General features: G+C 41.7%; 17 protein-coding genes and 1 pseudogene. 15 read left to right on the top strand and 3 right to left on the bottom strand.

The window, feature by feature from the left end; genetic code table 11:
• The first annotated feature begins 60 nt into the window (after positions 1–60).
• Complete coding sequence (locus CKV62_RS05325) at positions 61–2,481, top strand: U32 family peptidase (RefSeq protein ID WP_095066030.1); 2,421 nt, start codon at positions 61–63, stop codon at positions 2,479–2,481.
• Positions 2,482–2,494: 13 nt separating this feature from the next.
• The gene (locus CKV62_RS05320) at positions 2,495–4,873 is read left to right on the top strand and encodes an endonuclease MutS2 (protein ID WP_095066029.1); all 2,379 of its coding nucleotides are present in this window, start codon (positions 2,495–2,497) and stop codon (positions 4,871–4,873) included.
• Positions 4,874–4,906: 33 nt separating this feature from the next.
• Here CKV62_RS05320 and CKV62_RS05315 read toward each other — a convergent pair.
• Positions 4,907–5,985 (bottom strand): annotated as a pseudogene (locus CKV62_RS05315) (IS30 family transposase).
• A gap of 236 nt (positions 5,986–6,221) precedes the next feature.
• Entirely contained in the window at positions 6,222–8,312 is a 2,091-nt protein-coding gene (locus tag CKV62_RS05310) for a transglycosylase domain-containing protein (RefSeq protein ID WP_095066028.1), read from the bottom strand.
• A gap of 156 nt (positions 8,313–8,468) precedes the next feature.
• On the opposite strand from CKV62_RS05310, the gene tyrS reads away from it, so the two are divergent.
• The 6 genes from tyrS (at position 8,469) to CKV62_RS05280 (ending at position 15,574) form a co-directional block, all read left to right on the top strand.
• Positions 8,469–9,677 (top strand): tyrosine--tRNA ligase, encoded by a 1,209-nt coding sequence (gene tyrS, locus CKV62_RS05305; RefSeq protein ID WP_095066027.1) that lies wholly within the window; start codon positions 8,469–8,471, stop codon positions 9,675–9,677.
• 241 nt (positions 9,678–9,918) lie between these two features.
• Complete coding sequence (locus CKV62_RS05300; protein ID WP_095066026.1) at positions 9,919–10,560, top strand: NUDIX hydrolase; 642 nt, start codon at positions 9,919–9,921, stop codon at positions 10,558–10,560.
• Positions 10,561–10,637: 77 nt separating this feature from the next.
• Positions 10,638–13,022 (top strand): phosphoenolpyruvate synthase, encoded by a 2,385-nt coding sequence (ppsA, locus tag CKV62_RS05295; protein WP_095066025.1) that lies wholly within the window; start codon positions 10,638–10,640, stop codon positions 13,020–13,022.
• 104 nt (positions 13,023–13,126) lie between these two features.
• Positions 13,127–13,756, top strand: coding sequence for a transcriptional regulator CcpN (ccpN, locus tag CKV62_RS05290; protein WP_084214611.1), 630 nt, complete (start codon positions 13,127–13,129; stop codon positions 13,754–13,756).
• 10 nt (positions 13,757–13,766) lie between these two features.
• Entirely contained in the window at positions 13,767–14,588 is an 822-nt protein-coding gene (locus CKV62_RS05285; RefSeq protein WP_095066023.1) for a pyruvate, water dikinase regulatory protein, read from the top strand.
• A complete protein-coding gene (locus tag CKV62_RS05280) occupies positions 14,585–15,574 on the top strand; it encodes a deoxyguanosinetriphosphate triphosphohydrolase (protein ID WP_095066022.1) in 990 nt (329 codons plus the stop codon). Before CKV62_RS05285 ends, CKV62_RS05280 begins: the two co-directional genes overlap by 4 nt.
• Before the next feature lie 77 nt (positions 15,575–15,651).
• On the opposite strand, the gene rpmB is transcribed toward CKV62_RS05280, so the two are convergent.
• Positions 15,652–15,840 (bottom strand): 50S ribosomal protein L28, encoded by a 189-nt coding sequence (rpmB, locus tag CKV62_RS05275; RefSeq protein ID WP_005386334.1) that lies wholly within the window; start codon positions 15,838–15,840, stop codon positions 15,652–15,654.
• A gap of 221 nt (positions 15,841–16,061) precedes the next feature.
• On the opposite strand from rpmB, the gene recG reads away from it, so the two are divergent.
• The 7 genes from recG (at position 16,062) to CKV62_RS05240 (ending at position 23,288) form a co-directional block, all read left to right on the top strand.
• Positions 16,062–18,104, top strand: coding sequence for an ATP-dependent DNA helicase RecG (recG, locus tag CKV62_RS05270; RefSeq protein WP_095066021.1), 2,043 nt, complete (start codon positions 16,062–16,064; stop codon positions 18,102–18,104).
• Positions 18,105–18,231: 127 nt separating this feature from the next.
• Entirely contained in the window at positions 18,232–18,417 is a 186-nt protein-coding gene (locus CKV62_RS05265; RefSeq protein WP_095066020.1) for a 4-oxalocrotonate tautomerase, read from the top strand.
• A gap of 73 nt (positions 18,418–18,490) precedes the next feature.
• On the top strand, positions 18,491–19,948 hold the full coding sequence (guaB, locus tag CKV62_RS05260) for an IMP dehydrogenase (protein ID WP_095066019.1): 1,458 nt from the start codon (positions 18,491–18,493) through the stop codon (positions 19,946–19,948).
• A 12-nt stretch (positions 19,949–19,960) separates the two neighbouring features.
• Positions 19,961–20,683, top strand: a complete 723-nt coding sequence (locus CKV62_RS05255) for a WecB/TagA/CpsF family glycosyltransferase (protein ID WP_095066018.1) — start codon at positions 19,961–19,963, stop codon at positions 20,681–20,683.
• A 14-nt stretch (positions 20,684–20,697) separates the two neighbouring features.
• Positions 20,698–21,339 carry a phosphatidylserine decarboxylase family protein gene (locus CKV62_RS05250; RefSeq protein ID WP_095066017.1) on the top strand — a complete coding sequence of 214 codons (642 nt, stop codon included), beginning with the start codon at positions 20,698–20,700 and terminating at the stop codon, positions 21,337–21,339.
• Complete coding sequence (gene pssA, locus CKV62_RS05245; protein WP_095066016.1) at positions 21,332–22,003, top strand: CDP-diacylglycerol--serine O-phosphatidyltransferase; 672 nt, start codon at positions 21,332–21,334, stop codon at positions 22,001–22,003. The genes CKV62_RS05250 and pssA overlap by 8 nt, the downstream gene beginning before the upstream one ends.
• A 19-nt stretch (positions 22,004–22,022) precedes the next feature.
• Entirely contained in the window at positions 22,023–23,288 is a 1,266-nt protein-coding gene (locus CKV62_RS05240) for a glycosyltransferase family 2 protein (protein ID WP_095066015.1), read from the top strand.
• Positions 23,289–23,299: the final 11 nt, after the last annotated feature.

The following is a 23,299-nucleotide window of genomic DNA, read 5'->3' as shown; positions in this document are numbered from 1 at the left end:
CGTATGGTAAACCCTTTTAGTACTATAGTTATACCTTTAGTAAGATAGAAAGGACTCTTCATGGAATTATTGGCTCCTGCCGGTACGATGGAAAACTTCATAGCCGCGTTAGAGGCCGGGGCGGATGCAATTTATCTAGGCGGTAAGGGCTTTAACGCACGTGCTCATGCAGCGAATTTCGGTATTGATGAGCTGTCGGAGGCCATCCGTCTGGCGCACATATTGGATGTGTCCGTTTATGTTACGGTAAATATCCTGATTGGTGATTCTGAACTTACGGCTCTTGCTGAGTATTTGAAGGAGTTAGAGCGTATCGGTGTCGATGCTATCATCGTGCAAGACTTGGCTGTGGCTAAATTAGCACAACAGGTGGCCCCTAAGTTGCATCTTCACGGCAGTACGCAGATGACGGCGGCCACACTCGATGCTGTTCGTTTTTATGAAAGTCTCGGTTTTACACGTGTCGTGTTGGCGCGAGAATTGAGCCTTTCAGAAATCGAACATATTTGTAAAAACTGTACTGCGGAGATTGAAGTTTTTGTGCACGGTGCCTTATGTGTGTGCTATTCGGGGCAATGCTTGATGAGTTCTTTCATCGGCGGACGTAGCGGTAATCGCGGTGCCTGTGCGCAGCCTTGTCGTCTACCTTATGAATTGCTGGATTCATCGGGAATGAGCCTATTACCGAAGCATGAAACCTATTTACTGAGTCCCAAGGATTTAAATTATAGTGAGCATATGAATGAACTGGTTGCGGCAGGGGTTACGTCATTTAAGGTGGAAGGACGTATGAAAAAGGTGTCCTATGTTCGACAGGTTATCGGCACATATCGACATATTCTGGATACGGCTCATATGGAATCATCCGATGCTGATGCATTGGCGGCAGGCTTTAATCGGGGATTTTCTACAGATTATTTAACAGATCATGTAGGAAGGTCCATGATGACTGTTGTAGCTCCAAATAATCAAGGGAAACCTATTGGCGAGGCAGTCATTAAAAAGGGACGAGTTCATCTAATTCTTACTGAGCCCATTGAAAAGGGTTCATTACTGAAGGTGATGCAATCATCGGGAGGCATTACATATTATCAAATCGATCAAAACTGGTCGATAATTGATGATAAACATTTTATGGGTAAACCTGACGAAGGCTTTGCAGCAGGACAAGTGTATCTGGCGTCTGCACCTAAATCACAAAAGCAGCGTGGTTTACAGGTTTTTACGGCAAAACTTGAAGTTCATGGATATCTGTCGATAAATGAGGAAAAGGAGCGAGCTTTTACAGAACTCATATTCATTTTGAATGATGGTCGCAGCGTAACTGTATCTAGTGAGTTTGAACCGGTATATGCCAATAATAAGCCCACATCATTAGAAAAAGTCACTGAGCAGGTGGGACGTTTGGGTAATACATTATTTACATTAGGTTCCATGTCGATTCCTGAGGGACCATACATGTGGCCGGCCAGCGTATTAAATACATTGCGCCGTGATGCTGTTGAGGCTCTGGAATCTTTATTAATTAAGAGTCATGAGGATTCATGGGCTGAATTATCCGTAGAGCCCCGAGATATGTCATCCATGGTGGCTAAACAAAGTATTCAATATGACGGGCCTATTATCAGTGCTCGCGTAGACGAAGTGGAAGGTGTGTTAGCCGCTATCGAAGGGGGAGCCAAGAAAATCATTTTCGGTGGTGATCGTTTACGACGAAAACCTTATGAACCACGTGTTTATGATAAGGTTTCAAAGCTTTGTAAAGAGTATGAGGTTATCTGCGTATTTGCTACACCGCGTGTGGTAAAAGATGATGAAGTAGATGCCTATATGAAAACCTTGCAGGCTATGGTCGAGGCCAAACCTGATAGCATTTCCGTTCATGTGCCGCAGGCATTACTGTGGCTTCGAGATTTAAATTATAACGGAGCCATTGAAGCCGATACGGGGCTTAATATATTTAATAGTTGTGCTTTAACAGTATGGCAGGATTTCAATATGAGCAGTATTGCACCATCTTTGGAATTAACTCTGACGCAGTTAGTACAATTGCAAAGGTCTACCATATTGCCCTTGGAGGTGATGGTTCATGGGTATACGGAAATGATGATTTCCGAATACTGTGCTATTGCCGGTTTCGTGGGTACCGGAAAAAAAGAAAACTGTCCTATGCCATGTGTTACTGAAGATTATGCGTTAAGGGATCGAAAAGGGGAGGTTTTCCCGTTGCGTACAGATCCGTATTGTCGTATGCATATCATGAACAGTCATGAGATGGATATGCGTTCTTATGTGCCGGAGTTGATGCGCAAGGGGTTACGTATATTACGTATTGATGGCCGCCATATGGATTCCAATAGATTACGTAATATCGTGGCGGATTATGTGGCCATTCAACATGGAAAGAAACAGGCCCCTCCTAAGAGTGTAGGCAAGGATACGCCTATAACTAGGGGTCATTATTTTAGAGGTATTTTATAAACGAGGTAGTACATTGTTTAACGAAAATGTATTAGACTTTCACCATATAAAAGAACAATTGCAGCAACATTGCAGTTCCAGTATTGCCAAAGAGCTGGCTATACAGATGGAACCGATGACCGATATAAAAGAGATTCAGGAAAATCTTGATGAAACCGCTGAAGCCGTACGGTCGTTACAAACCGAGGTGGAACAGCCATTGGGTGGAACGCATGATATCCGCGAATCCTGTAAGAATAGCCGAAAGGATTTTGTACTCACCCGTGAAGCCTTGTGGGATATTTATTCCACTATAGGGGCTTATAAGCGGATGACGAAGTTCTTTAGAACGAAGTATATGGAGTATCCATTGTTATCTCTTTGGGTGCAGGATATGCCGAATACAGATCGATTAGAACAGCGTTTCAGACGTGTTTTTGACGATAAAGGGGAATTGCTGGATACGGCATCGCCTAAACTGGCAAGTCTCCGTAATACCATCGTTAAAACGCGCGATAAAATCAAGCATGATATACAAGCTATCCTGCATGACAAGGACAATCAAAAGTATTTTCAAGAAGCGATTATCACACAGCGTAATAACCGCTATGTGATTCCTGTAAAGCAAGAATATCGCCAATATTTTGACGGACTCATTCATGACCGTTCCGCAACGGGGCATACCTTGTATATCGAGCCGATGCGTTTGGTAAATTTAAATAATGAATTACAGGAGGCTTTGATTGGTGAAGAACAGGAAGTATTACGTATTTATCGTGAACTTTCAGCCCTTGTAAAACAGCATAGCAATGATTTGATGGATGCCTGTGAAAGAGTATCTCATATTGAATTTGTATATGGCAAGGCGAGTCTTGCCATTGCATATAAAGGTGTGCCCGCCGTTTTGAGCACGGATCGAACTGTAAATCTCATGTGCGCCCGTCATCCATTGATTCCTGCCAATATGGTAGTACCAACAAATATTCAATTGGGTACATCATATCGAATCCTTTTGATTACGGGGTCCAATACGGGCGGTAAGACGGTATCACTTAAGACATTGGGTTTATTAAGCTTGATGAATCAATGTGGACTGTTTATTCCTGCTGATCACGGTTCCATGTTGCCGATATTCCATAATATCTTTGCGGATATCGGGGATGAGCAGAGTATTGAGGCCAGTCTCAGTACGTTTTCCGCGCATATGACGCAGGTTATTTCCATCATCAAACATTGTGGGCCTAATGATCTCGTATTACTCGATGAGCTCGGATCCGGTACGGACCCTGAAGAAGGGAGCGCTTTGGCGGTATCTATTTTGGAATTCTTCCGTCAAAAGGGCGCTCTTATGATGGTCAGCACTCATTATAATGAGCTTAAGAATTATGCCTATCATACTGAAGGCATCGAAAATGGTCATGTGGAATTTGATGAACGCACATTAAAGCCGACTTATCGTTTACATATCGGTGTAGCCGGTAGCAGTCATGCGTTGAGCATTGCCGCGCGGTTGGGACTCCCTAAGGATATCGTGGCTCGTGCATCGGAGTATAAATCGCAATTCGGCAGCCATGAAATGGAGGAAGTTCTTTCCGATTTGAATGAACAATTGCGCAAGGCATCGGAGCGGGAGCGAGCCCTTAAAAAGGAACTCGATGAGACTCGTCGTATGCGGGGGCAATTAGAAAAAGAAAAAAAACAGTTTAATGAGAAGCGAAAGCAGATTTTAGCTAAGGCACAAGCCGATGCGGAGTCCATGAAACGCAGTTTACGCGTCGAAGGGGAGGCAATTATCAAGCAGTTGAAATCTCAATTCTCTGAAACAAATAAGGATAAGAGACAAGCTTCAATTGATGCGGCCCGTAAGGGGATTTCAAATATATATGTACCGGATGCACCGGTGGATGACGATCGCAAAACCTTAACGCCGGATGCTATTAAAGTAGGTCAGGCCGTATATGTGACGACGTTGCGTTCGTTGGGAACGGTTTTATCCGTTAAGGGCAATCGTGTCAATGTAGATATTAATGGACTTACCGCGACCGTTAAGATTAATGAATTACAATCTGCAACACGAGAAGAAGGACATAAGCTTGAACGTGAACAAAGGGCTGCTATCCCTAAGACTAGAAAGCGGATGGGCGGTTCAGCCGTGCAACGACAAAAAGAGGTGCGTACGGAAATCAATATTCTCGGTCAGACCGTAGATGAAGCGACCGTATCTGTGGGCCGATTTATCGACCAGGCGTTGCTGGGTGGCGTTAACCAAGTGCGTATCATTCATGGAAAGGGAACCGGTGCATTGCGCGAAGGTGTCCATCAATATTTACGTACATTACCTCACGTGGCTCACTTTGAAACGGCCGGTTATGATGAAGGCGGTGCGGGGGCTACTAATGTAGTACTTAAATAACTATTATTTAGACTTTTATATCGTTTATTGATCTTAAATTGCAATATGAAATTGAACAGTATCCAAATCTACAATTTTATTAACTTCTTCAAGAAAGACATCCAAAGGGGTTCTATAATTTAGAATCTTGCGTGGCAAATTATTACACCATTGAAGTGTTCGTTGAATTGTTTCCTCCGAAACGGATTTTATTGGCATTCCTTTCGGTATACATCTACGAAGTAAACCATTATGCCTTTCGTTTGATCCACGTTCCCAAGCAGAATAAGGTCGAGCAAAATAAATAGACAAAGTTTCATTTTCTAAATCAGATATCTCTGAAAACTCTAAACCGTTATCTGCAGTTATTGTTTTACATAAGCAGGCTAGATTAACATCTTTAAACGTATTTTTAACCATGCATGCAGTGTTTCTTTTACATCAGTAGCCCGTGCTGATGGACATCGTAAAGCCACATACAATCTGCTTTTACGCTCAAGTAAAGAGATTAAAACATGGTCTGTCTTATCTTTTATTCCACGGATGGTATCTAATTCCCAATGTCCGAATTCCTCGCGCGTTTCAATATTAGGATCACGAAGCTCTATGGATTTACCAAGTTCTCGCTTATGTTTTCTAGAAATAGATTTTCGTTGGGAACGCCGTACTACCAATGGTAAATCAATTGCTTTTATTCCCAATACACCTTTGTGAAGATAATTATATAAAGTTTTAGCACAAACCATTTCATTACGCACAAACAAACCCTTATGTTTAGCATATCCAACAGCAGCCTCAAAGGACCAATGATCATTTAGAACTTTGCTTTCAATCCAATTTATAAAAGATTCTATAGCACCAACTCTCATGGTATTAAAGGAGCCCATACGTTGTCTTTCATAGGTTGCCTGTCCAGAATCAGCTAAATATACAAGTTGCGATTTACCTTGTCGAATTTGAATTACAGTACCGCGTTTTAATTCTGTATAAATAGTTGTTCTGGAACGGCCCAGTGCACGTGAAATTGCAGTAATACTGTCTCCTAGAACGATTCTCTTTTCTAAATAAAATCGTTCTTCGAAGTTTAAGTGTTTGTTTGTGCGTAATGTCGTGTTATGATTATTGTAGTCCATAGTGATTACCTCGGTTATATTTTGATTAGGCACCTAAATCATAACACAAGGTTCACTATGGATTTTTTATTTGTTCAATTTCATTCTACAATTAAGCATAAATATAAAATTAATATAATGGTGAAAATGGTAGCGGATGCGTTGTATCCGCTACCATTTTTATATGAAAGAGAGAAAGGACGGAACAATGTGTTCCGCCCTCTGTGACATCTATGACTTATAGTTGCTTGTATAGTCTAACGATCTTTTTTACTGGATTTTTTTGAGTTCTTAGATGAGTGAGATTTTGAGTCTGAAGCCTCTTCTTTAGACGGCTTTTCTTCTTCTTTCACTTTTTCATCTTTCCTTACCCGTTCAGATGATTGTCGAGTTTCTCTCACTTCTTCCTGTTTAGGTGTTTCTTTTACAGGATTTCGATAACCTTCCTGAACCGCTGACTGTGCGCTGGCAGGGACACTAAAATCGGATACAGGTGTATTGGCAAGTGCATTGCTCATAAATTGAGCCCAGATAATAGCCGGTGTGGTACCGCCTGTGATACCGTGCAATGTTTCCGTACCATAATCATCACCCATCCATACGGCAGCGACTAAGTCAGGCGTATAACCTACGAACCAGGCATCTTTGGAGTCATCTGTAGTACCTGTCTTGCCGGCTACAGGTCGTCCGATTGCTGCATTGCCACCGGTACCGCCATTGATTACGGATTCAAGCATATTGGTTAAAATAGCCGCATCTTTTTCTTCGATAATGCGTTTTTCCTGAATTGAATTTTCCTCTACAATTTGACCGTTTCTGTCTACGATTTTAACGATGGCAGTAGGCTGCACCTTGATACCGCCATTTGCGAGTACACCGTATGCCTGTGCCATTTCGAGAGGTGTTACACCATGTGTTAGACCGCCGATAGCCGTGGACAAGTTGTTATCATTATCAGTGAGAGTAGTAATACCCATATCTTTTGCTAAACGGAGAATCTTAGACATGCCTATTTCATCGGCAATTTTAATAGTCGCTACGTTAACTGAGTGTTGTAGTGCATAACGATATGTAATCTCGCCGTTGAATTCTTTTTCATAGTTCTGTGGACGCCAACCGTTGAAATCGACCGGACTGTCATCGACGATGGAGCCGGGAGTTTTACCGCTTTGAATCGCCGCTAGGTATACAAACGGTTTCATAGCAGAACCCGGCTGACGTTCCGCCTGTGTCGCACGGTTAAAGGCATCATCACCGCGACCGCCGACCATGGCTACGATATACCCGTTATGCGGATTCATGGCCACAATGGCACCTTGCGGTTGTTGTAGACCATTTTGATCATTGTAAAAGCTAGGTAGGTTTTGCATAGCTGCGACAGCTGCATTCTGAGCATTCATATCTAACGTTGTATAGATTTTAAGCCCATCTTTATAGATAGCATCATCACCATATTTTTCAGAAACCTGAGAAATAACATAGTTGATAAAGTATGACGCATTTGAATCTTCATGAGCCTGTTCTTGCTTAGCAATCAGTCCCAAATCGGCTTGACGAGCTTCATCGGCTTGTTCTTGTGTAATATAACCGTATTTAACCATTTGACCCAATACGATCGCCTGACGTTTTTTACTTTCCTCTAAGTTATTGAACGGAGAGTAGTAGTTAGGGCTTTGAGGAAGACCGGCAATGAGAGCGGCTTGAGCCAATGTCAAATCCTGTACATCCTTGCCGAAGTATACATGCGATGCGGACTGTACACCATAAGCACCTTGACCGAAGTAAATTTGATTCATATACATTTCAAGAATTTCTTGTTTTGTATAGTTCTGTTCAATTTTTATCGCTAAGAGCGCTTCCGAGATTTTACGTTTCAGTGTTCTGTCTTGTGTTAAGAACATACCTCTGGCAAGTTGCTGTGTAATTGTAGAACCGCCTTCAGAAACACCGCTATGAATAATATTAACCCATACGGCACGCAAAATCCCGATTGGGTCAATGCCATGATGGGAATAGAAACGAGAGTCTTCTGTAGCGATGAAGGCATCCTGCAGATCTTTCGGTACATCCTTGAGTGGTACCGGTAATCTGTTTTCCACTGAATGGACTGTAGTGATGAGATCACCGTGAACATCATAAATTTGAGATGATGCAGAAGGTCTTACGTTCGAAACATCCGGTAAATTTGATAGAGTGGCACTGATAAAACCACAACCACCACCCGCTACGATGAGTATTATGAGAAGAGTGATAATCCAAAAGAAACGTTTTCTATTGGTTTTCTTCTGTTCAGAACTGCTGCCGCTTGATGCGCGGCGGCGAGCTCTCGTATTTGAGTTGTTACTCATAGAGTCACCTCTTTTTTCCTTAGTAAATATAACGTAAAATCTATTACGCAGTTGTAAATATTATATCATAAATTGCATCAAACCAATACTATATATAATTGTGAAAGTTTATAGTTAATGGTATACTTATAAAATAGTATTTCTAGGAGGATTGTCATGATTAGTGCTCAAGAACAAGTGCGTCAAATTAAACATGGCGTAGCGGATTTAATTAACGAACAAGATCTCGTAAAAAAAATAGAAAGATCTATCAAGGAGAATAAACCTTTAGTTGTAAAGTTGGGCTTAGATCCAACTGCACCGGATATTCATTTGGGCCATACCGTGCCGCTCCGTAAACTTCGTTTATTCCAAGAGTTCGGTCATCAGGTTGTGATCGTTATCGGCGGCTTCACGGCCCGTATCGGTGATCCGTCCGGTAAAAGTGTAACTCGTCCGCCACTTACGAAAGAGCAGGTGCTGGAAAATGCACAAACATATAAAGCGCAGATTTTTAAGGTCTTAGATCCTGAAAAAACTATCGTTCGCGATAACAGTGAATGGTTGGAACAGATGAACTTTGCCGATGTACTTCGCTTGGCGGCTTCCTATACGGTTGCGCGAATGATGGAGCGTGATGATTTCAATAAACGCTTTAAAGAAGGTCGTCCTATCGGGGTTCATGAGTTTATGTATCCATTGATGCAAGGTCAAGATTCCGTTGCATTGCATGCAGACGTAGAATTTGGCGGTACAGATCAAACTTTCAACCTTTTGATGGGGCGTCATTTACAAGAGCTGGAAGGTCAAGAGCCGCAAGTGGTTATCACGATGCCTTTACTAGAAGGGCTTGACGGCGTTCAAAAAATGAGTAAATCTTTAGGCAATTACATCGGTATCGATGAAGAGCCAAAAGAAATGTATGGCAAAGCAATGTCCATACCTGATGAATTGATGATGCGTTATTTCATGCTCGTTACCGATATGTCTATCGAAAATCAGGAAGACATGACAAAGCGTCTCGAATCCGGTGAATTGCATCCGCGTGATGCCAAGATGCAATTAGCACGTACCATCGTTCGTTTGTATCATGGTGAAGAGGCTGCTTTGGAGGCGGAAGAGGAATTCAAACGCGTGTTCCAACAACGCGCTATGCCTACAGACATTCCTGAGTACGCTATGGATGCACCAACAGAACCAATCTTTGTACCACAGTTCTGTACAGATGCCGGTTTGACCGCATCCAATGGTGAAGCACGTCGCTCTATTAAAGCGGGTGCTTTCAAAGTGAACGGCGAAAAATATAACGAAGAAAATATTACTCTTGAAGATGGCATGATTCTTCAAGTAGGTAAACGTAAATTCGTAAAAATTAAATTTAACTAATTTTAACTTCATATAAAACTGTGATGGGGTGCAGAAACTTCGTCACAGTTTTTTTCTATCTATGATATTGATTTTACTATCTGTAAGTTAATGATTATCTTTTACAAGCTAATGTATAATGAAAGTAAATATAAAAATGAACTTGAAACATAAAAAAACATAAAACTTTAATTCAGATATAGTTTAAAGCTAAATATTATTTATAAGCGAATCATACTGACTTGTAAGAGGATCATATAATATGGATAAAAAATTAACTAACTTTTTAGAGCAGCGAGAATATACTGTTCTTACCGATATTGATGTCATAACTGCGGCAGTAGCTGTACCATTATTAGAAATTGATGGAGAGGATCATGTGGTGTTTACTGTACGTAGTAATACGTTGCGACGTCAACCCGGTGAAATCAGCTTTCCCGGTGGACATTGTGAACCTAATGATAAAAGCGGTGCTTATGCTGCCATTCGTGAATGTTCTGAGGAACTAGGTATAGGTTTAGACAAAATTGAACCACTTGGTAATTTAGATTGTTTAGTATCCGCCATAGGTGTAAAACTATATGCCGTAGCAGTACGACTGCATACCGGTCAATTCAGACCGAATATCGATGAGGTAAGTGAGGTGTTTACCGTTCCACTACAGTATCTGTTGGAGATGGAACCTACCGTAGGTCACCTAGATATCGCTACAAGACCTTTGCGTGATTTTCCGTTCCACTTACTAGAGGGTTACAATATCGACTGGAAAATTAGACAAAACTATTCTGTCTATTTCTATCCCTATGAACAATACACCATATGGGGACTGACTGGGCGAGTATTGAAGAATTTTTTGGATATATATAAGGAAGTTCATTCACATAATAATCTCCATAAAAATTGACAGATTATAAATTAAGGTATACTATTTATGTGTAAAAGGTTTAATGTGTTGCACTAATTAATCTAGGAGGTTCTCACATGAATCGAGAAACAGCATACGTACTTTGGTTTGATGAATTACAACGTGAAGATGTTAATTTAGTTGGTGGTAAGTCTTCTTCCTTAGGGGAATTGACATCCTCCACTAATGTACCTGTACCTTACGGCTTTGCTACAACGGCTTATGGGTATCGTGAATTTATGAAAGAAACGGGCTTAGAGGATAAAATTCGGGCTGAACTAGATGCTTTGGATGATGTAGAAAACTCTGCATTATTGCGTGAAGTATGTGCTAAGATTCGCCGTATGATTTGCGAAGAAAAAATGCCTAAGGATTTAGCAAAGGCCATTCGTAAAGCGTATGAAGAATTAGGTAAAAAGGTTAAGGAAAAAGATCCGTTCGTAGCCGTTCGTTCCAGTGCAACTGCTGAAGATTTACCGGATGCAAGTTTTGCAGGACAGCAAGATACGTATTTAAATGTACGTGGAGCCGATGTTATCATCGAAAAAGTAAAAGAATGTTACGCATCTACTTTCACGGATCGTGCAACATATTACCGTGTAAAACAGGGTTTTGACCATATGACGGTTGCGTTGAGCGCCGCTGTTCAGATGATGGTATTCTCTAAAGCCGCTGGTGTTATGTTTACGGTTGATCTTGTAACCGGTGATGACAATAATATTCTTATTGAAGGTTCCTGGGGTCTTGGTGAATATGTTGTACAGGGTACTGTAACGCCTGATAATTTTCGTGTGGATAAAGCAAAAATGGAAATTACGGACCGCATGATCAATGATAAACATGTCCGTCTTGTTCGAAAGGCTGATGGCGACTGCGTTGAAGAGGTTGTTCCGAGTGATGAAGCAAAGTCTCAAGTTATTTCCGATGAGCAGGTATTGGAACTTGCCGAATATGCGAAAGCAATCGAAAAACATTACGGTTGCTACATGGATATGGAATGGGGCGTTGATGAGAGAAACGGAAAAATCTGGATTCTGCAAGCGCGTCCGGAAACCGTTTGGTCCCGTAAACAGAAATCTGATGCACCTCAAACTACAGACATGTCAGCAGCAACAGCTAATCGCGATATCGTTGTAAAAGGGTTACCAGCTTCGCCTGGTAATGCAGCAGGTAAAGCTCATGTTATTATCAATCCTGAGGACATCGATGAGTTCAAAGAAGGGGAAATCCTTGTAACTGCTATGACGGCCCCTGACTGGGTTCCGGCTATGAAAAAGGCGAAAGCTATCGTTACCGATGCGGGCGGTATGACCTGTCATGCATCTATCGTCAGTCGTGAGCTCGGTATTCCGTGTATTGTAGGTACCAAGAGTCGTAGTCATGAAGCGACTACGTCTATTAAAGACGGTCAGATGGTTACGGTTGATGCTACAAATGGTATCGTTTATGACGGTATTGTAGAGGATATCGTCAAGAAACCTGAAGTGCAGGCTTCCGCTGCTGTGGCTACTGAATATGTGCCTGTAACGGGGACTAAGATTTATATGAACTTAGGTGACCCTGATCTAGCTGAAAAATACGGGGTATTACCTTGTGACGGTATCGGTCTTATGCGTGAAGAGTTTATATGGACAACCTTCATTCATGAACATCCGTTACATCTCATTGAAACGGGGCGTAGTGATGTAGCCGTGAATACTTTGGCGGAAGGTATGCGCAAAGTATGTCAGGCGTTGGCCCCTAGACAAGTGGTAGTTCGTTTAAGCGATTTTAAATCCAGTGAATATCGGGATCTTAAAGGCGGAGATAAATACGAACCTCATGAGTCCAGTGCGTTATTGGGGTGGCGTGGCGCATCCCGCTATTATGATCCTAAATATTTACCAGCTTTCAAATTAGAATTGGAAGCTATTAAAAAGGTGCGCAATGAATTTGGATTTAAGAATTTGCAAGTTATGATTCCGTTCTGTCGTACTGTGGAAGAAGCAAAACTTGTAACGGGGTTAATGGCTGAAGAAGGTCTTGTGCGCGGCAAGGATTTTAAGATTTGGCTCATGGCTGAAATTCCTGCCAATATTATCTTGGCTGATCAATTTAATCAATATGTTGATGGGTATTCTATCGGTTCCAATGACTTGACGATGCTTGTTCTCGGCTGCGATCGGGATAATGAAACTGTTCAACATATTTATGATGAGCGGAACTTGGCGGTGCGTAGAGCGATTCATCATCTCATTGAAGTGGCTCATAAGGACGGTAAAACCGTATCTATTTGCGGACAGGCACCAAGCGTATATCCTGAACTTTGTGAATTCCTCGTAAAGAGTGGCATCGATTCTATTTCCGTTAACCCTGATGCAGTGGTTAGTACGAAAAAAATGGTGGCTCAATTGGAACAGCGCATCATGTTAGATGCTATGACCGGTCGCGGCCGTCAGGATTCTGATGAATTAGTGTGGTAATTTCATAGTTAATACATGCGGAAAAGAGGAGACTTTCGGGTCTCCTCTTTTTCTGAATGGAAACATAGGATATAATACAGTCAGAGATGAAAGGGGGTTACCGTGTGAAACTGTCGAAACGACAAGAACAAATTGCTCAGATTGTTCGTGAAGAAGGTCCTGTTACGGGTAGTGCAATTGCTGAGCATTTAGAGGTCACAAGATCCGCATTGCGGTCAGATTTGGCTGTACTGACCATGCTCGGGGTTCTCGATGCTCGCCCTAATGTGGGATATTATTATGTAGGGCTTTCAAAGGAAACACAGACGGCGGAACGTCTGAAATCATTTCGCGTGTCCGATGTGTTATCTCAAGCCGTAGTTGTCAATGATAATACGAATTTATATGATACGATTGTAACATTATTCACAGAGGATGTAGGAACAATTCTTGTCTGTGATGATTCCTATTTAGTCGGTATTGTGTCGCGAAAGGATTTATTACGCGCCTCCATGGGACAAATGGATTCACACACTATGCCTATATCTATGATTATGACCCCTGTGAGCAAGGTAATCGCTGTGGAGCCTACAGATACATTAGTAGAAGCGGCACAGAAGATGATAGATTATGAGGTGGATTCTTTGCCTGTTGTAGTTCGGGAGGACTCGGGGCATAAGAAACGATTAAAGGTCGTTGGCCGAGTATCGAAAACAACTGTGACAAAGATATTTTTAGAATGTAGTATTCATTGAGGTTTCGAGAATGGTAGAAAAGATTATATATGCGATATCGGATTCCCTCGGGGAAACCGCCGAAGCCGTGGCACGTGCCACAGCCAGTCAGTATGATAAAGAACAGATTGAAATTGTTAGAATTCCATATATTGACAGTAAGGATCAAATTGATGAAATTATAGCCGATGCAAAAGAAGGTAACCATGTAATTTGTCATACTATTGTATCCGAGTCGTTACGTAAATATTTACATGAGAAGGTAGCTCAATACAAGATTCCCGCTGTGGATATTATGGGGCCCGTTTTAGAGGCGGTAGGTACGGTAGCCACGACCAAGCCTCGTATGACGGCAGGTATGGTTCATAAACTGGACCAGGAATATTTTAAAAAGGTAGAGGCTATTGAGTTTGCTGTAAAATATGATGACGGTAAAAATCCGTCGGGCTTTGAAAAGGCGGATATCGTTATCATAGGGGTATCCAGAACAAGCAAGACTCCGCTTTCCATGTTTTTAGCATATAAAAAAATTAAAGCGGCTAACTTACCATTGGTACCGGAAGTGCCGTTGCCTGAAGAGTTATTTAAAATTCCGGCAAAGAAAATCGTGGGTCTGATTATTGATCCTTTCAAATTAAATAATATTCGTAGTGAACGGTTGCGCGCTATCGGCTTAGAAGATGAAGCAAATTATGCATCCATTGAGCGTATTCAGGCGGAACTGGAATACGCAAAAGCCGTTATGAGACGTCTACATTGCCAAGTACTGGACGTATCCAATAAATCTATAGAGGAAACGGCTTCCCTTATGATGCAACTCATCGATCGTAACAGTGGACTGGAGGGGAAATGAATATACGGGAACAAATAGAGGAGAGGGAAGAACTGCTCCTGTCTCCTTATGCGGCAAAGAGCCGCGATGCCGTTCGAGATGAGGATGAAGCTCCTGACCCGCTTCGCACAGCATTTCAACGTGATCGGGATCGCATCATTCACAGTAAATGTTTTAGACGGTTAAAACACAAAACCCAGGTATATATTGCGCCGGGTGATCATTACCGGACGCGTATGACCCATACATTGGAAGTAGGGCAGATCGGCCGTACCGTAGCCCGTGCATTACGCCTTAATGAAGATTTAGTCGAGGCTATTGCTATGGGACATGATGTGGGCCATACTCCGTTTGGCCATGTCGGTGAGTATGCCTTGCGCGATATGGTTGGACATTTTAATCATAATGAACAAAGTTTACGAATGGTGGAAGTGTTGGAAAAACATGGAGAACATCAAGGTTTAAATCTCACATCCGCCGTTCGGGACGGTATTTTAGGACATACGGGACCGACGATTCCCGTTACCTTGGAAGGACAAATCATTCGCATTGTAGATCGAATTGCCTATTTATGTCATGATTTCGATGATGCGCAGCGGGCCGGAATGCTACAGGCGGAAAATTTACCGTTAGAGGTTCGTGAGCATTTTGGTATGACTCCGTCCAGTATGATTACCGCTATGGTGGAGGATATGGTTAGAGAATCTCTGGATAAACCGGCTATCGCCATGTCGGATACCGTGGAGATGACGATGAATATATTGCGTAAGTTTATGTTTAAGCATGTTTATCTGGCTCCGGCTCTGATTCCTGATCGAAGTAAAGCCTCTCATGTGGTTAAAAATCTATTTATCCATTTTATGGAACATCCGCGTGACATGGAGGAATGTACTAATCGGGAAGGGTTTTATTCGACCCGTGATGTGGTAGATTATGTGGCGGGCCTTACAGATCAATATGCTATCAAGCTATTTAAGCAGTATTATATTCCTAATATTACTTTGTAATAAAAAAGAAGTTAGTTCATTTGAACTAACTTCTTTTTTAGACTTTGCAGCCTTGAAGAGTACATGTACTTTTTATTTTACGCGCGTGTAATTTTATTAGAACGAAGGCAGCGTGTGCATACATTTACTTTTTTTGTAGCACCGTCTACAACCGCCCGTACTCTTTGAATATTCGGTTTCCAAGTCTTTCTTGTGCGAATGTGAGAGTGACTCACGTTCATGCCGCTAGATGTGGATTTGCCACATACTTCGCAAAGGTTTGCCATAGTTTCCACCTCCAAGCTTAATCTATAACATAACAAAAGTATATTATCATAAAGGTTAGGTTAAAGCAAGTGTTTTATAGTACATATTGCTCTTTTTATGAAATATACTACAATATAAAGTATACTATATATCATATTTTATGATATGACAGGTCTTTTGTACAATGATATGCAAAAATGGATATATCATGCATATCATTTGGAGGTTTAGAGGAATTCTTATGGATGAAAGTTTAACTACGATTAAAGGCGTAGGTCCGGGCCGGGAGAAACAACTACATAAATTGGGCATTAACAATATCACATCCTTGTTAACCTATTTCCCTCGTACCTATGAAGATCGACGAACCATCTATAAGATTGGAGACTTAAAAACGGGAATGACCGGTGGTATTGTTGGTGTAGTATCCAGCATTCAAGAAAAAAGACCGAGGTCCCGTCTATCTATTTTGGATATTGTCATCACTGATGGGACCGGATCGTTAAAAATCGTATTATTTAACCAAGGATATAAAAAGAATTTTTATAAAATCGGACAGCGCCTTTATGCTTATGGAAAGGCCGAGTTTCAATATGGTTCCATGCAGATGAATACTCCTCAAATAGAAAATTTGGGAGAGTCTGCTGAACCGGACCGTGGTATCGTGCCGATTTACGCTCTTGCAGATGGTGTATCCCAATTTGTAGTACGGTCGGCTGTAAGAAATTGGTTTCAATCTCATGAGGCGATGGATGAAATTCTACCCGAAGAAATTTTATCAAATCATCAGTATATGAAACGTTATGATGCATTCAAAGCGATGCACTTCCCTGAATCTTCGGAGCAGTATGAACTGGCCCGTCACCAATTGGCTTATGAAGAGCTGTTTGTTATGCAGGCAGGTCTTGCGTTGTTGAGAAATAAGGAACAACGGAATAAAGGCTTTAAAATGGAACCGAACGGAGTTTTAATAGAGCGTTGTATTGGACAACTACCATTTTCCTTAACCGGAGATCAAGAGCGTGCTTTTCAGGATATTTCCTCGGATATGGAGGATGAAAGACCTATGCAACGTCTGTTACAAGGCGATGTAGGATCGGGTAAGACTGTTGTAGCCATATTGAGTTTAATTAAAGCTGTTGAAAATGGATTTCAGGGGGCGTTGATGGCGCCTACAGAAATTCTGGCGGCTCAACATTATGAAGGTATTCGCAATCTGTGTGATAATTTGGGAATTTCTATTGAACTGTTGACAGGTTCCGCGGGTAAAAAAGAGAAAAAACGTATATATAGGGGGCTGGCCGACGGTACTATTAGTATCGTTGTCGGGACTCATGCACTGATACAGGAAGGCGTACAGTTTTCTAAACTAGGTCTCATCGTCATTGATGAACAACATCGATTTGGTGTCGAACAGAGGGCCAGATTGCAAAAAAAAGGGGAACATCCTCATGTATTGATTATGACCGCTACACCTATACCTCGTACAATGACACTGTCCGTATATGGAGACTTAGCCGTATCTTTAATTAAAGAAATGCCGCCGGGGCGTAAACCGGTCAAAACTTATGTGGTGGATGGTTCGTATACGGAACGATTGCGGACCTTCTTTGGAAAGGAAATGGCAGAAGGCCGACAAGTTTATGTGGTATGTCCTCTCGTAGAGGAATCGGAGAAATTGGATTTACAGGCGGCAGAAGAGTTATATATAGAATTAAAAAATTATTTTTATAAAACTTTCAACGTCGGGCTTATTTATGGGCGCATGAAGCCTGATGAAAAAGAGACCATTATGAATGACTTTTATAATGGTGATATTTCATTGCTCGTATCGACGACTGTTATCGAGGTAGGTGTGAATGTACCGAATGCGACGATTATGTGCATAGAAGGGGCCGAAAGATTCGGTTTATCACAATTACATCAGTTGCGAGGCCGTGTAGGGCGCGGGACGGCACAATCGTACTGTATTTTGGTAAGTGATGCAAAAAATGATTTGACTCGGGAGCGACTTAAATTGATGGAGCAGATACAGGACGGGTTTGAATTGGCGGAACAGGATTTGTTGCTACGAGGTTCGGGACAACTGTTTGGACTGGCTCAATCTGGATTACCTGATCTGCGGGTTGCCAATATTATTAAGGATATCGACATCCTCGTGAAAGCGCGTCAGGATGTATTACATTATGTCGGCGCTTTTGGCATGAATCGGCTTGAATCAGTTATGAAAGTCGAGTTAGAAAAAAGATTTGGTGAAAAATTTCTAAGAATATTGTATAATTAAGAGGTAGAAGTTATAAGTTCATAAGTGGCAATAATATAGATTTTATCTGGCTTTGCCCCTTGTGTAACAGTTCTTCATACCGTATAATAGAACAAACAATTTATTTCTTTCATCTATGGAGGTAACTATGCCACTTATTCATGTAGAGCTCGTTGAAGGGCGTACAAAAGAACAGAAAAAACAGTTAGGTGAAGCTATTACGAAGGCCGCCGTGGAAATCGTTAAAGTTCCGGCAGATGCGGTAAAGATAATCTTCGTAGACATGAAAAAAGATGATTATATGGAAGGCGGCATTTTGCGGTCTGAACGCTAAAGCTACGACTGTCCTACCCGGCCCTTCAGGGCTGGGAGGGTCGTAGTTTTGTTTTATTATACGGGAGGGAAATATGAGAAACGATAAATTCGGTATGCGCGGCTTAACTTTTGATGATGTATTGTTAGTACCTGCTGCATCTGATGTGTTACCAAATGAAGTGGAATTGAAAAGTCATTTGACACGTGATATTACATTGAATATTCCGATGATCAGTTCCGGAATGGATACGGTTACCGAATCGAGAATGGCGATTGCTATGGCTCGTGAAGGGGGTCTCGGTGTTATTCATAAAAATATGTCCATAGAGGAACAGGCACATGAAGTAGATAAAGTTAAGCGCTCTGAACATGGTGTTATTGTTGATCCTATTTATTTAAGTCCGCAGAACTTGCTTTCAGATGCATCTGAAATTATGGCAAAATATAAAATTTCTGGTGTACCTATAACAGAACATGGTAAACTAGTAGGGATCATAACAAATCGCGATATGAGATTTGAAACTGATTTAACTCGAAAAATCGGTGACTGCATGACACGGGAAGGGCTTGTAACTGCGCCGGAAGGGACATCTCTGGAGGCGGCAAAATCTATTTTAAGTGAACACCGTATCGAAAAACTGCCCCTTGTAGATAAAGAGGGTAATTTAAAAGGTTTAATTACTATTAAAGATATTGAGAAAGCCACAAAATATCCGAATGCAGCAAAGGATAGCAACGGTCGTTTGTTGGTCGGTGCTGCCGTAGGTGTATCCAAGGATCTGTACGACCGTTTGGATGCATTGGTGTCTGCTAAGGCGGATGTAATTATCGTCGATACGGCTCATGGTCATTCTGCAGGCGTACTTCGTACACTTAAGGAAATTAAACAGGCATATCCTCATATTCCAGTTATTGCCGGCAATGTGGCGACAGCGGCAGGGACGGAAGCTCTCATAGAAGCCGGCGCTGATGCTGTTAAGGTTGGAATCGGACCCGGTTCCATTTGCACTACGCGCGTTATTGCCGGTATAGGGGTACCTCAGATTACAGCTGTATATGAATCGGCACAAGTCGGTCGCCGTTATGGTATTCCTATTATTGCTGACGGAGGGATCAAGTATTCAGGTGACATTGCAAAGGCTATTGCAGCCGGTGCTAATGTGGTCATGATGGGGAATATCTTGGCCGGCACTGATGAAAGTCCCGGTGAAACAGTGATTTATCAAGGGCGATCCTATAAGGTGTATCGTGGTATGGGCAGTTTGGGTGCCATGAAACTTGGCAGTAAAGATCGTTATTTCCAAACAGAGGCTAAGAAATTGGTCCCTGAAGGAATAGAAGGTCGCGTACCTTATAAAGGTATGTTGACCGATACAATTTTCCAAATGGTTGGTGGTTTGCGTGCGAGCATGGGATACTGCGGATGTCATAACATCCGAGAGATGATTGAGAATACTCAATTTATTCAAATTACAGCGGCGGGATTGAAAGAAAGTCATCCGCATGATGTAAGTATTACCGTGGAAGCACCAAATTATAGTGGTCTATAATGGAGTATTACATTGAGTAAACGTATTTCTGTTTTGTCTGTGCCTATTGATTGTTTAACAATGAATGAGGCGATTCAACGTATTTTACAACTAACTGCGGCGCCGGGGCTACATTTAGTGGCAACGGCTAATGCAGAAATGGTTATGTTGGCAAATGAAAATCCTACATTGCATACCATATTGAATAATGCTAGTCTTGTCGTACCGGATGGGGCTGGCATTTTATGGGCTGCAGAGCGTAACGGTGAACATGTACCGGAGCGTGTGACCGGTGTGGATGTAACGAAGGAATTATTTAAGGTTGCGGCGACTCACCAAATTCCTGTATACTGCTTAGGGGCGGCACCAGGTGTTGCTCAGCGAGCAATTGATAATTTATCTGCTGAAGTCGGCCCTTTGAATATTGTCGGAATTCATGATGGATTTTTCGATAGCATAGAAGAACAGAAAATCATAAAAGCCATTGGTGATTCCAAAGCCAAGCTTGTATTTGTTGCTTTAGGTGTTCCAAAACAGGAACAATGGATTTCAGAAAATTTGAGTCATCTCGATGGTGTGGTTGCCATCGGTATTGGTGGATCATTTGATGTTCTGGCCGGTAATATTCCTCGGGCTCCACATTGGATGCAGCAAAATCGACTTGAATGGTTGTATCGCCTATATTTAGAACCTAAACGGATCGGCCGAATGTTGGCTATTCCTAAGTTTATGTGGACGGTTATTAGAAATAAATAGAGGAGTGTTGAATTGTGCCTACAGGACCAATTATAAAAGAAGGGTTCCCGCTGATTGGTGCTATGCTCGTTCTTTCAGCGGTATTGGCGTTTTTTGGATATTATATTATTGCTATTATTCCTTTTATCTTGGCTTTATTCTTTATTAATTTTTTTAGAAATCCAAAACGCGTTATCCCTCAAGATCCGGATTTAATTCTATCCCCTGCGGATGGTAAAATCATGGATATTTCAGATGTTTATGAAGATATATATCTACATCGGGAATGTAAGAAAGTTACCATATTCTTATCCGTATTTGATGTACATGCCAATAGAGCACCTATCGGAGGAAAGATTACATATCGTCATTACACGATGGGAAGTTTTTTGCCTGCCTTTAAAGAAGATGTAGGTTTTGAAAATGAACGACATACAATTTGTATCGAAAATGATCGTACTGCTGTGTTGGTAACACAAATTGCAGGGCTTTTAGCTCGACGCATCGTATCTTGGACAGATCTTGACAGTATGCTTGAGCGAGGACAATTGTACGGAATGATAAAATTCGGTTCTTGTACGGAGCTGTACATGGACAAGGATGTAGAGTTGTTCGTGGAAAAAGGTCAACATATTACGGGTGGAGATACCGTTATAGGGAGGTTGCGTCGTGAATAAGTCTGTTATTCCTAATCTATTCACCGCTGCTAATTTAGTATTTGGTGTTATCAGTATCACTTTCTCTGCTACAGGAGATTCTTTTGCGGCAGCTATATGTATTTTGCTTTCTTTGGTCGCAGATGGCCTTGATGGTCGTGTGGCACGTGCATTGGGCGTAGCGGGCCCTATGGGACGCGAGTTGGATTCTTTATCCGATGTGGTCGGATTTGGTGTGGCTCCTGCCTATATGTTATATACGAAGGAGTTATTCGGTTTAGGTTGGGTAGCGTATATACCACTTTTGGTATTTGCCGTTTTAGGGGCCTTTCGCTTAGCTCGTTTTAACATTAAAACTGATGAAGTTCATGGATATTTTGAGGGGTTACCGATTCCTGCGGCCGGCTGTTTAGCGGCAACGTATGTATTGTGTGGTGTGTCGGTTCCTCAGCTTGTACTTGCGGTAGCCATGATTTGTGTGGGGATTCTCATGGTTAGCGAAGTAAAATATCCTGATTTTAAAGGTCATAGTGCGGTGCGCATTAACTACATCGCAATTGCCGTTACATTGGCTTTTGTAGTAGCATGTCTCGTGTATGACTGGCATACATGGGCTGTTATGATTTTTGCCGGGTATGTGTTGTTTGGGCTTTGTAACTCGGCCATAAATATAGTGCGTAAATAGGTGTGTGGAGGATATTAGTATGAATTACCTACTGGATCTATTATTGATTCCTATGCAGGTAATAATCGTGATTTATACGATTTATTATTTTGTACTAGCCGTTATTGGTATGTGGCGGTCACGGGTACATAAAAATTACACACCGAAGAATTCTTTTGCCATTGTGGTATGTGCACATAATGAGGAAGCTGTAGTGGGAGAGCTGGTAAAAAATTTACGCAGCTTGGATTATCCTGATGAACTATATGATATTTTTGTTGTAGCTGATAACTGTACCGATAAGACTGCAGAGGTTGCGGAAGCTGCAGGTGCCAATGTGCATGTGCGCGTCAACAGAGATGAAGTCGGCAAAGGGTATGCCATGGGATGGATGTTTGACCGCGTTGAGAAAATGGATACCCATTATGATGCATTTCTTGTTTTTGATGCCGATAATTTAGTACATCCTCAATTTATGTTAGAAATGAATGATCATTTAGAGAAGGGCGAGTCCGTTATTCAAGGATATCTTAACTCTAAGAATCCTACAGATTCATGGGTGGCAGGAACATTTTCGATTGCCTTCTGGATGGTTAATCATATGTGGCATCTGGCAAAATATCGGGTTGGCTTATCTACTGCTTTAGGTGGAACCGGCATGTGTATTCGTACGTCTGTTATCAGAGAATACGGGTGGGATTGCAACAGTTTGACGGAAGATATGGAGTTTTCCATGAAATTATTGACTCATGGTGTTCGTACCTGTTGGGCTCATGATGCTATTGTTTATGATGAAAAGGTGACGACCATGATGGCATCTTGCCGGCAGCGTTTACGATGGGCACAAGGCCAGTTTGATTGTGCAGGGCGGTATATACCAAAACTGTTTGCTATAGGCATTAAAACGGGAAATCTTATGATTTTGGACGGTATATTCCAGGTGAGCCAACCGTATTTCTTATTGGTGACTACTATATATTTAGTGTTATCTTATATTAATGCGTATATACCTATTTATACCAATATTCTGTATCAGATTTTGCCGATGTCTGTATGGACAATCATCGGTGTAGGACAATACCTGTTCCCGCTTGTAGTATTGTTAAAAATTAAGGTGCCGCCTAAGATCTGGTTCTATTATTTGTTATATCCTTTATTTGTATATTCGTGGATTCCCGTTAATATTTTGGGCTTCTTCAGACGGCATAATAAGGTGTGGTCTCACACGCAGCATACACGTGCGGTAGGCTTATATGATGTCAAATTGACTCGTATGGGCGATATGAATAAAAAGTGCAGTAAATAGACTTTTCAGGA

Source organism: Veillonella rodentium (assembly GCF_900187285.1).
Taxonomy (GTDB): domain Bacteria; phylum Bacillota; class Negativicutes; order Veillonellales; family Veillonellaceae; genus Veillonella; species Veillonella rodentium.
This window is presented reverse-complemented; position numbering and strand designations above follow the sequence as displayed.

Bases quoted from the DNA above. Each gene is read 5' to 3' on its own strand.
- CKV62_RS05280 (WP_095066022.1), top strand. From the start codon at position 14,585: ATGAATATACGGGAACAAATAGAGGAGAGGGAAGAACTGCTCCTGTCT.
- CKV62_RS05240 (WP_095066015.1), top strand. From the start codon at position 22,023: ATGAATTACCTACTGGATCTATTATTGATTCCTATGCAGGTAATAATC.
- recG (WP_095066021.1), top strand. From the start codon at position 16,062: ATGGATGAAAGTTTAACTACGATTAAAGGCGTAGGTCCGGGCCGGGAG.
- guaB (WP_095066019.1), top strand. From the start codon at position 18,491: ATGAGAAACGATAAATTCGGTATGCGCGGCTTAACTTTTGATGATGTA.
- ppsA (WP_095066025.1), top strand. From the start codon at position 10,638: ATGAATCGAGAAACAGCATACGTACTTTGGTTTGATGAATTACAACGT.
- CKV62_RS05310 (WP_095066028.1), bottom strand. From the start codon at position 8,312: ATGAGTAACAACTCAAATACGAGAGCTCGCCGCCGCGCATCAAGCGGC.
- rpmB (WP_005386334.1), bottom strand. From the start codon at position 15,840: ATGGCAAACCTTTGCGAAGTATGTGGCAAATCCACATCTAGCGGCATG.
- CKV62_RS05300 (WP_095066026.1), top strand. From the start codon at position 9,919: ATGGATAAAAAATTAACTAACTTTTTAGAGCAGCGAGAATATACTGTT.
- CKV62_RS05265 (WP_095066020.1), top strand. From the start codon at position 18,232: ATGCCACTTATTCATGTAGAGCTCGTTGAAGGGCGTACAAAAGAACAG.
- CKV62_RS05325 (WP_095066030.1), top strand. From the start codon at position 61: ATGGAATTATTGGCTCCTGCCGGTACGATGGAAAACTTCATAGCCGCG.
- tyrS (WP_095066027.1), top strand. From the start codon at position 8,469: ATGATTAGTGCTCAAGAACAAGTGCGTCAAATTAAACATGGCGTAGCG.
- CKV62_RS05285 (WP_095066023.1), top strand. From the start codon at position 13,767: ATGGTAGAAAAGATTATATATGCGATATCGGATTCCCTCGGGGAAACC.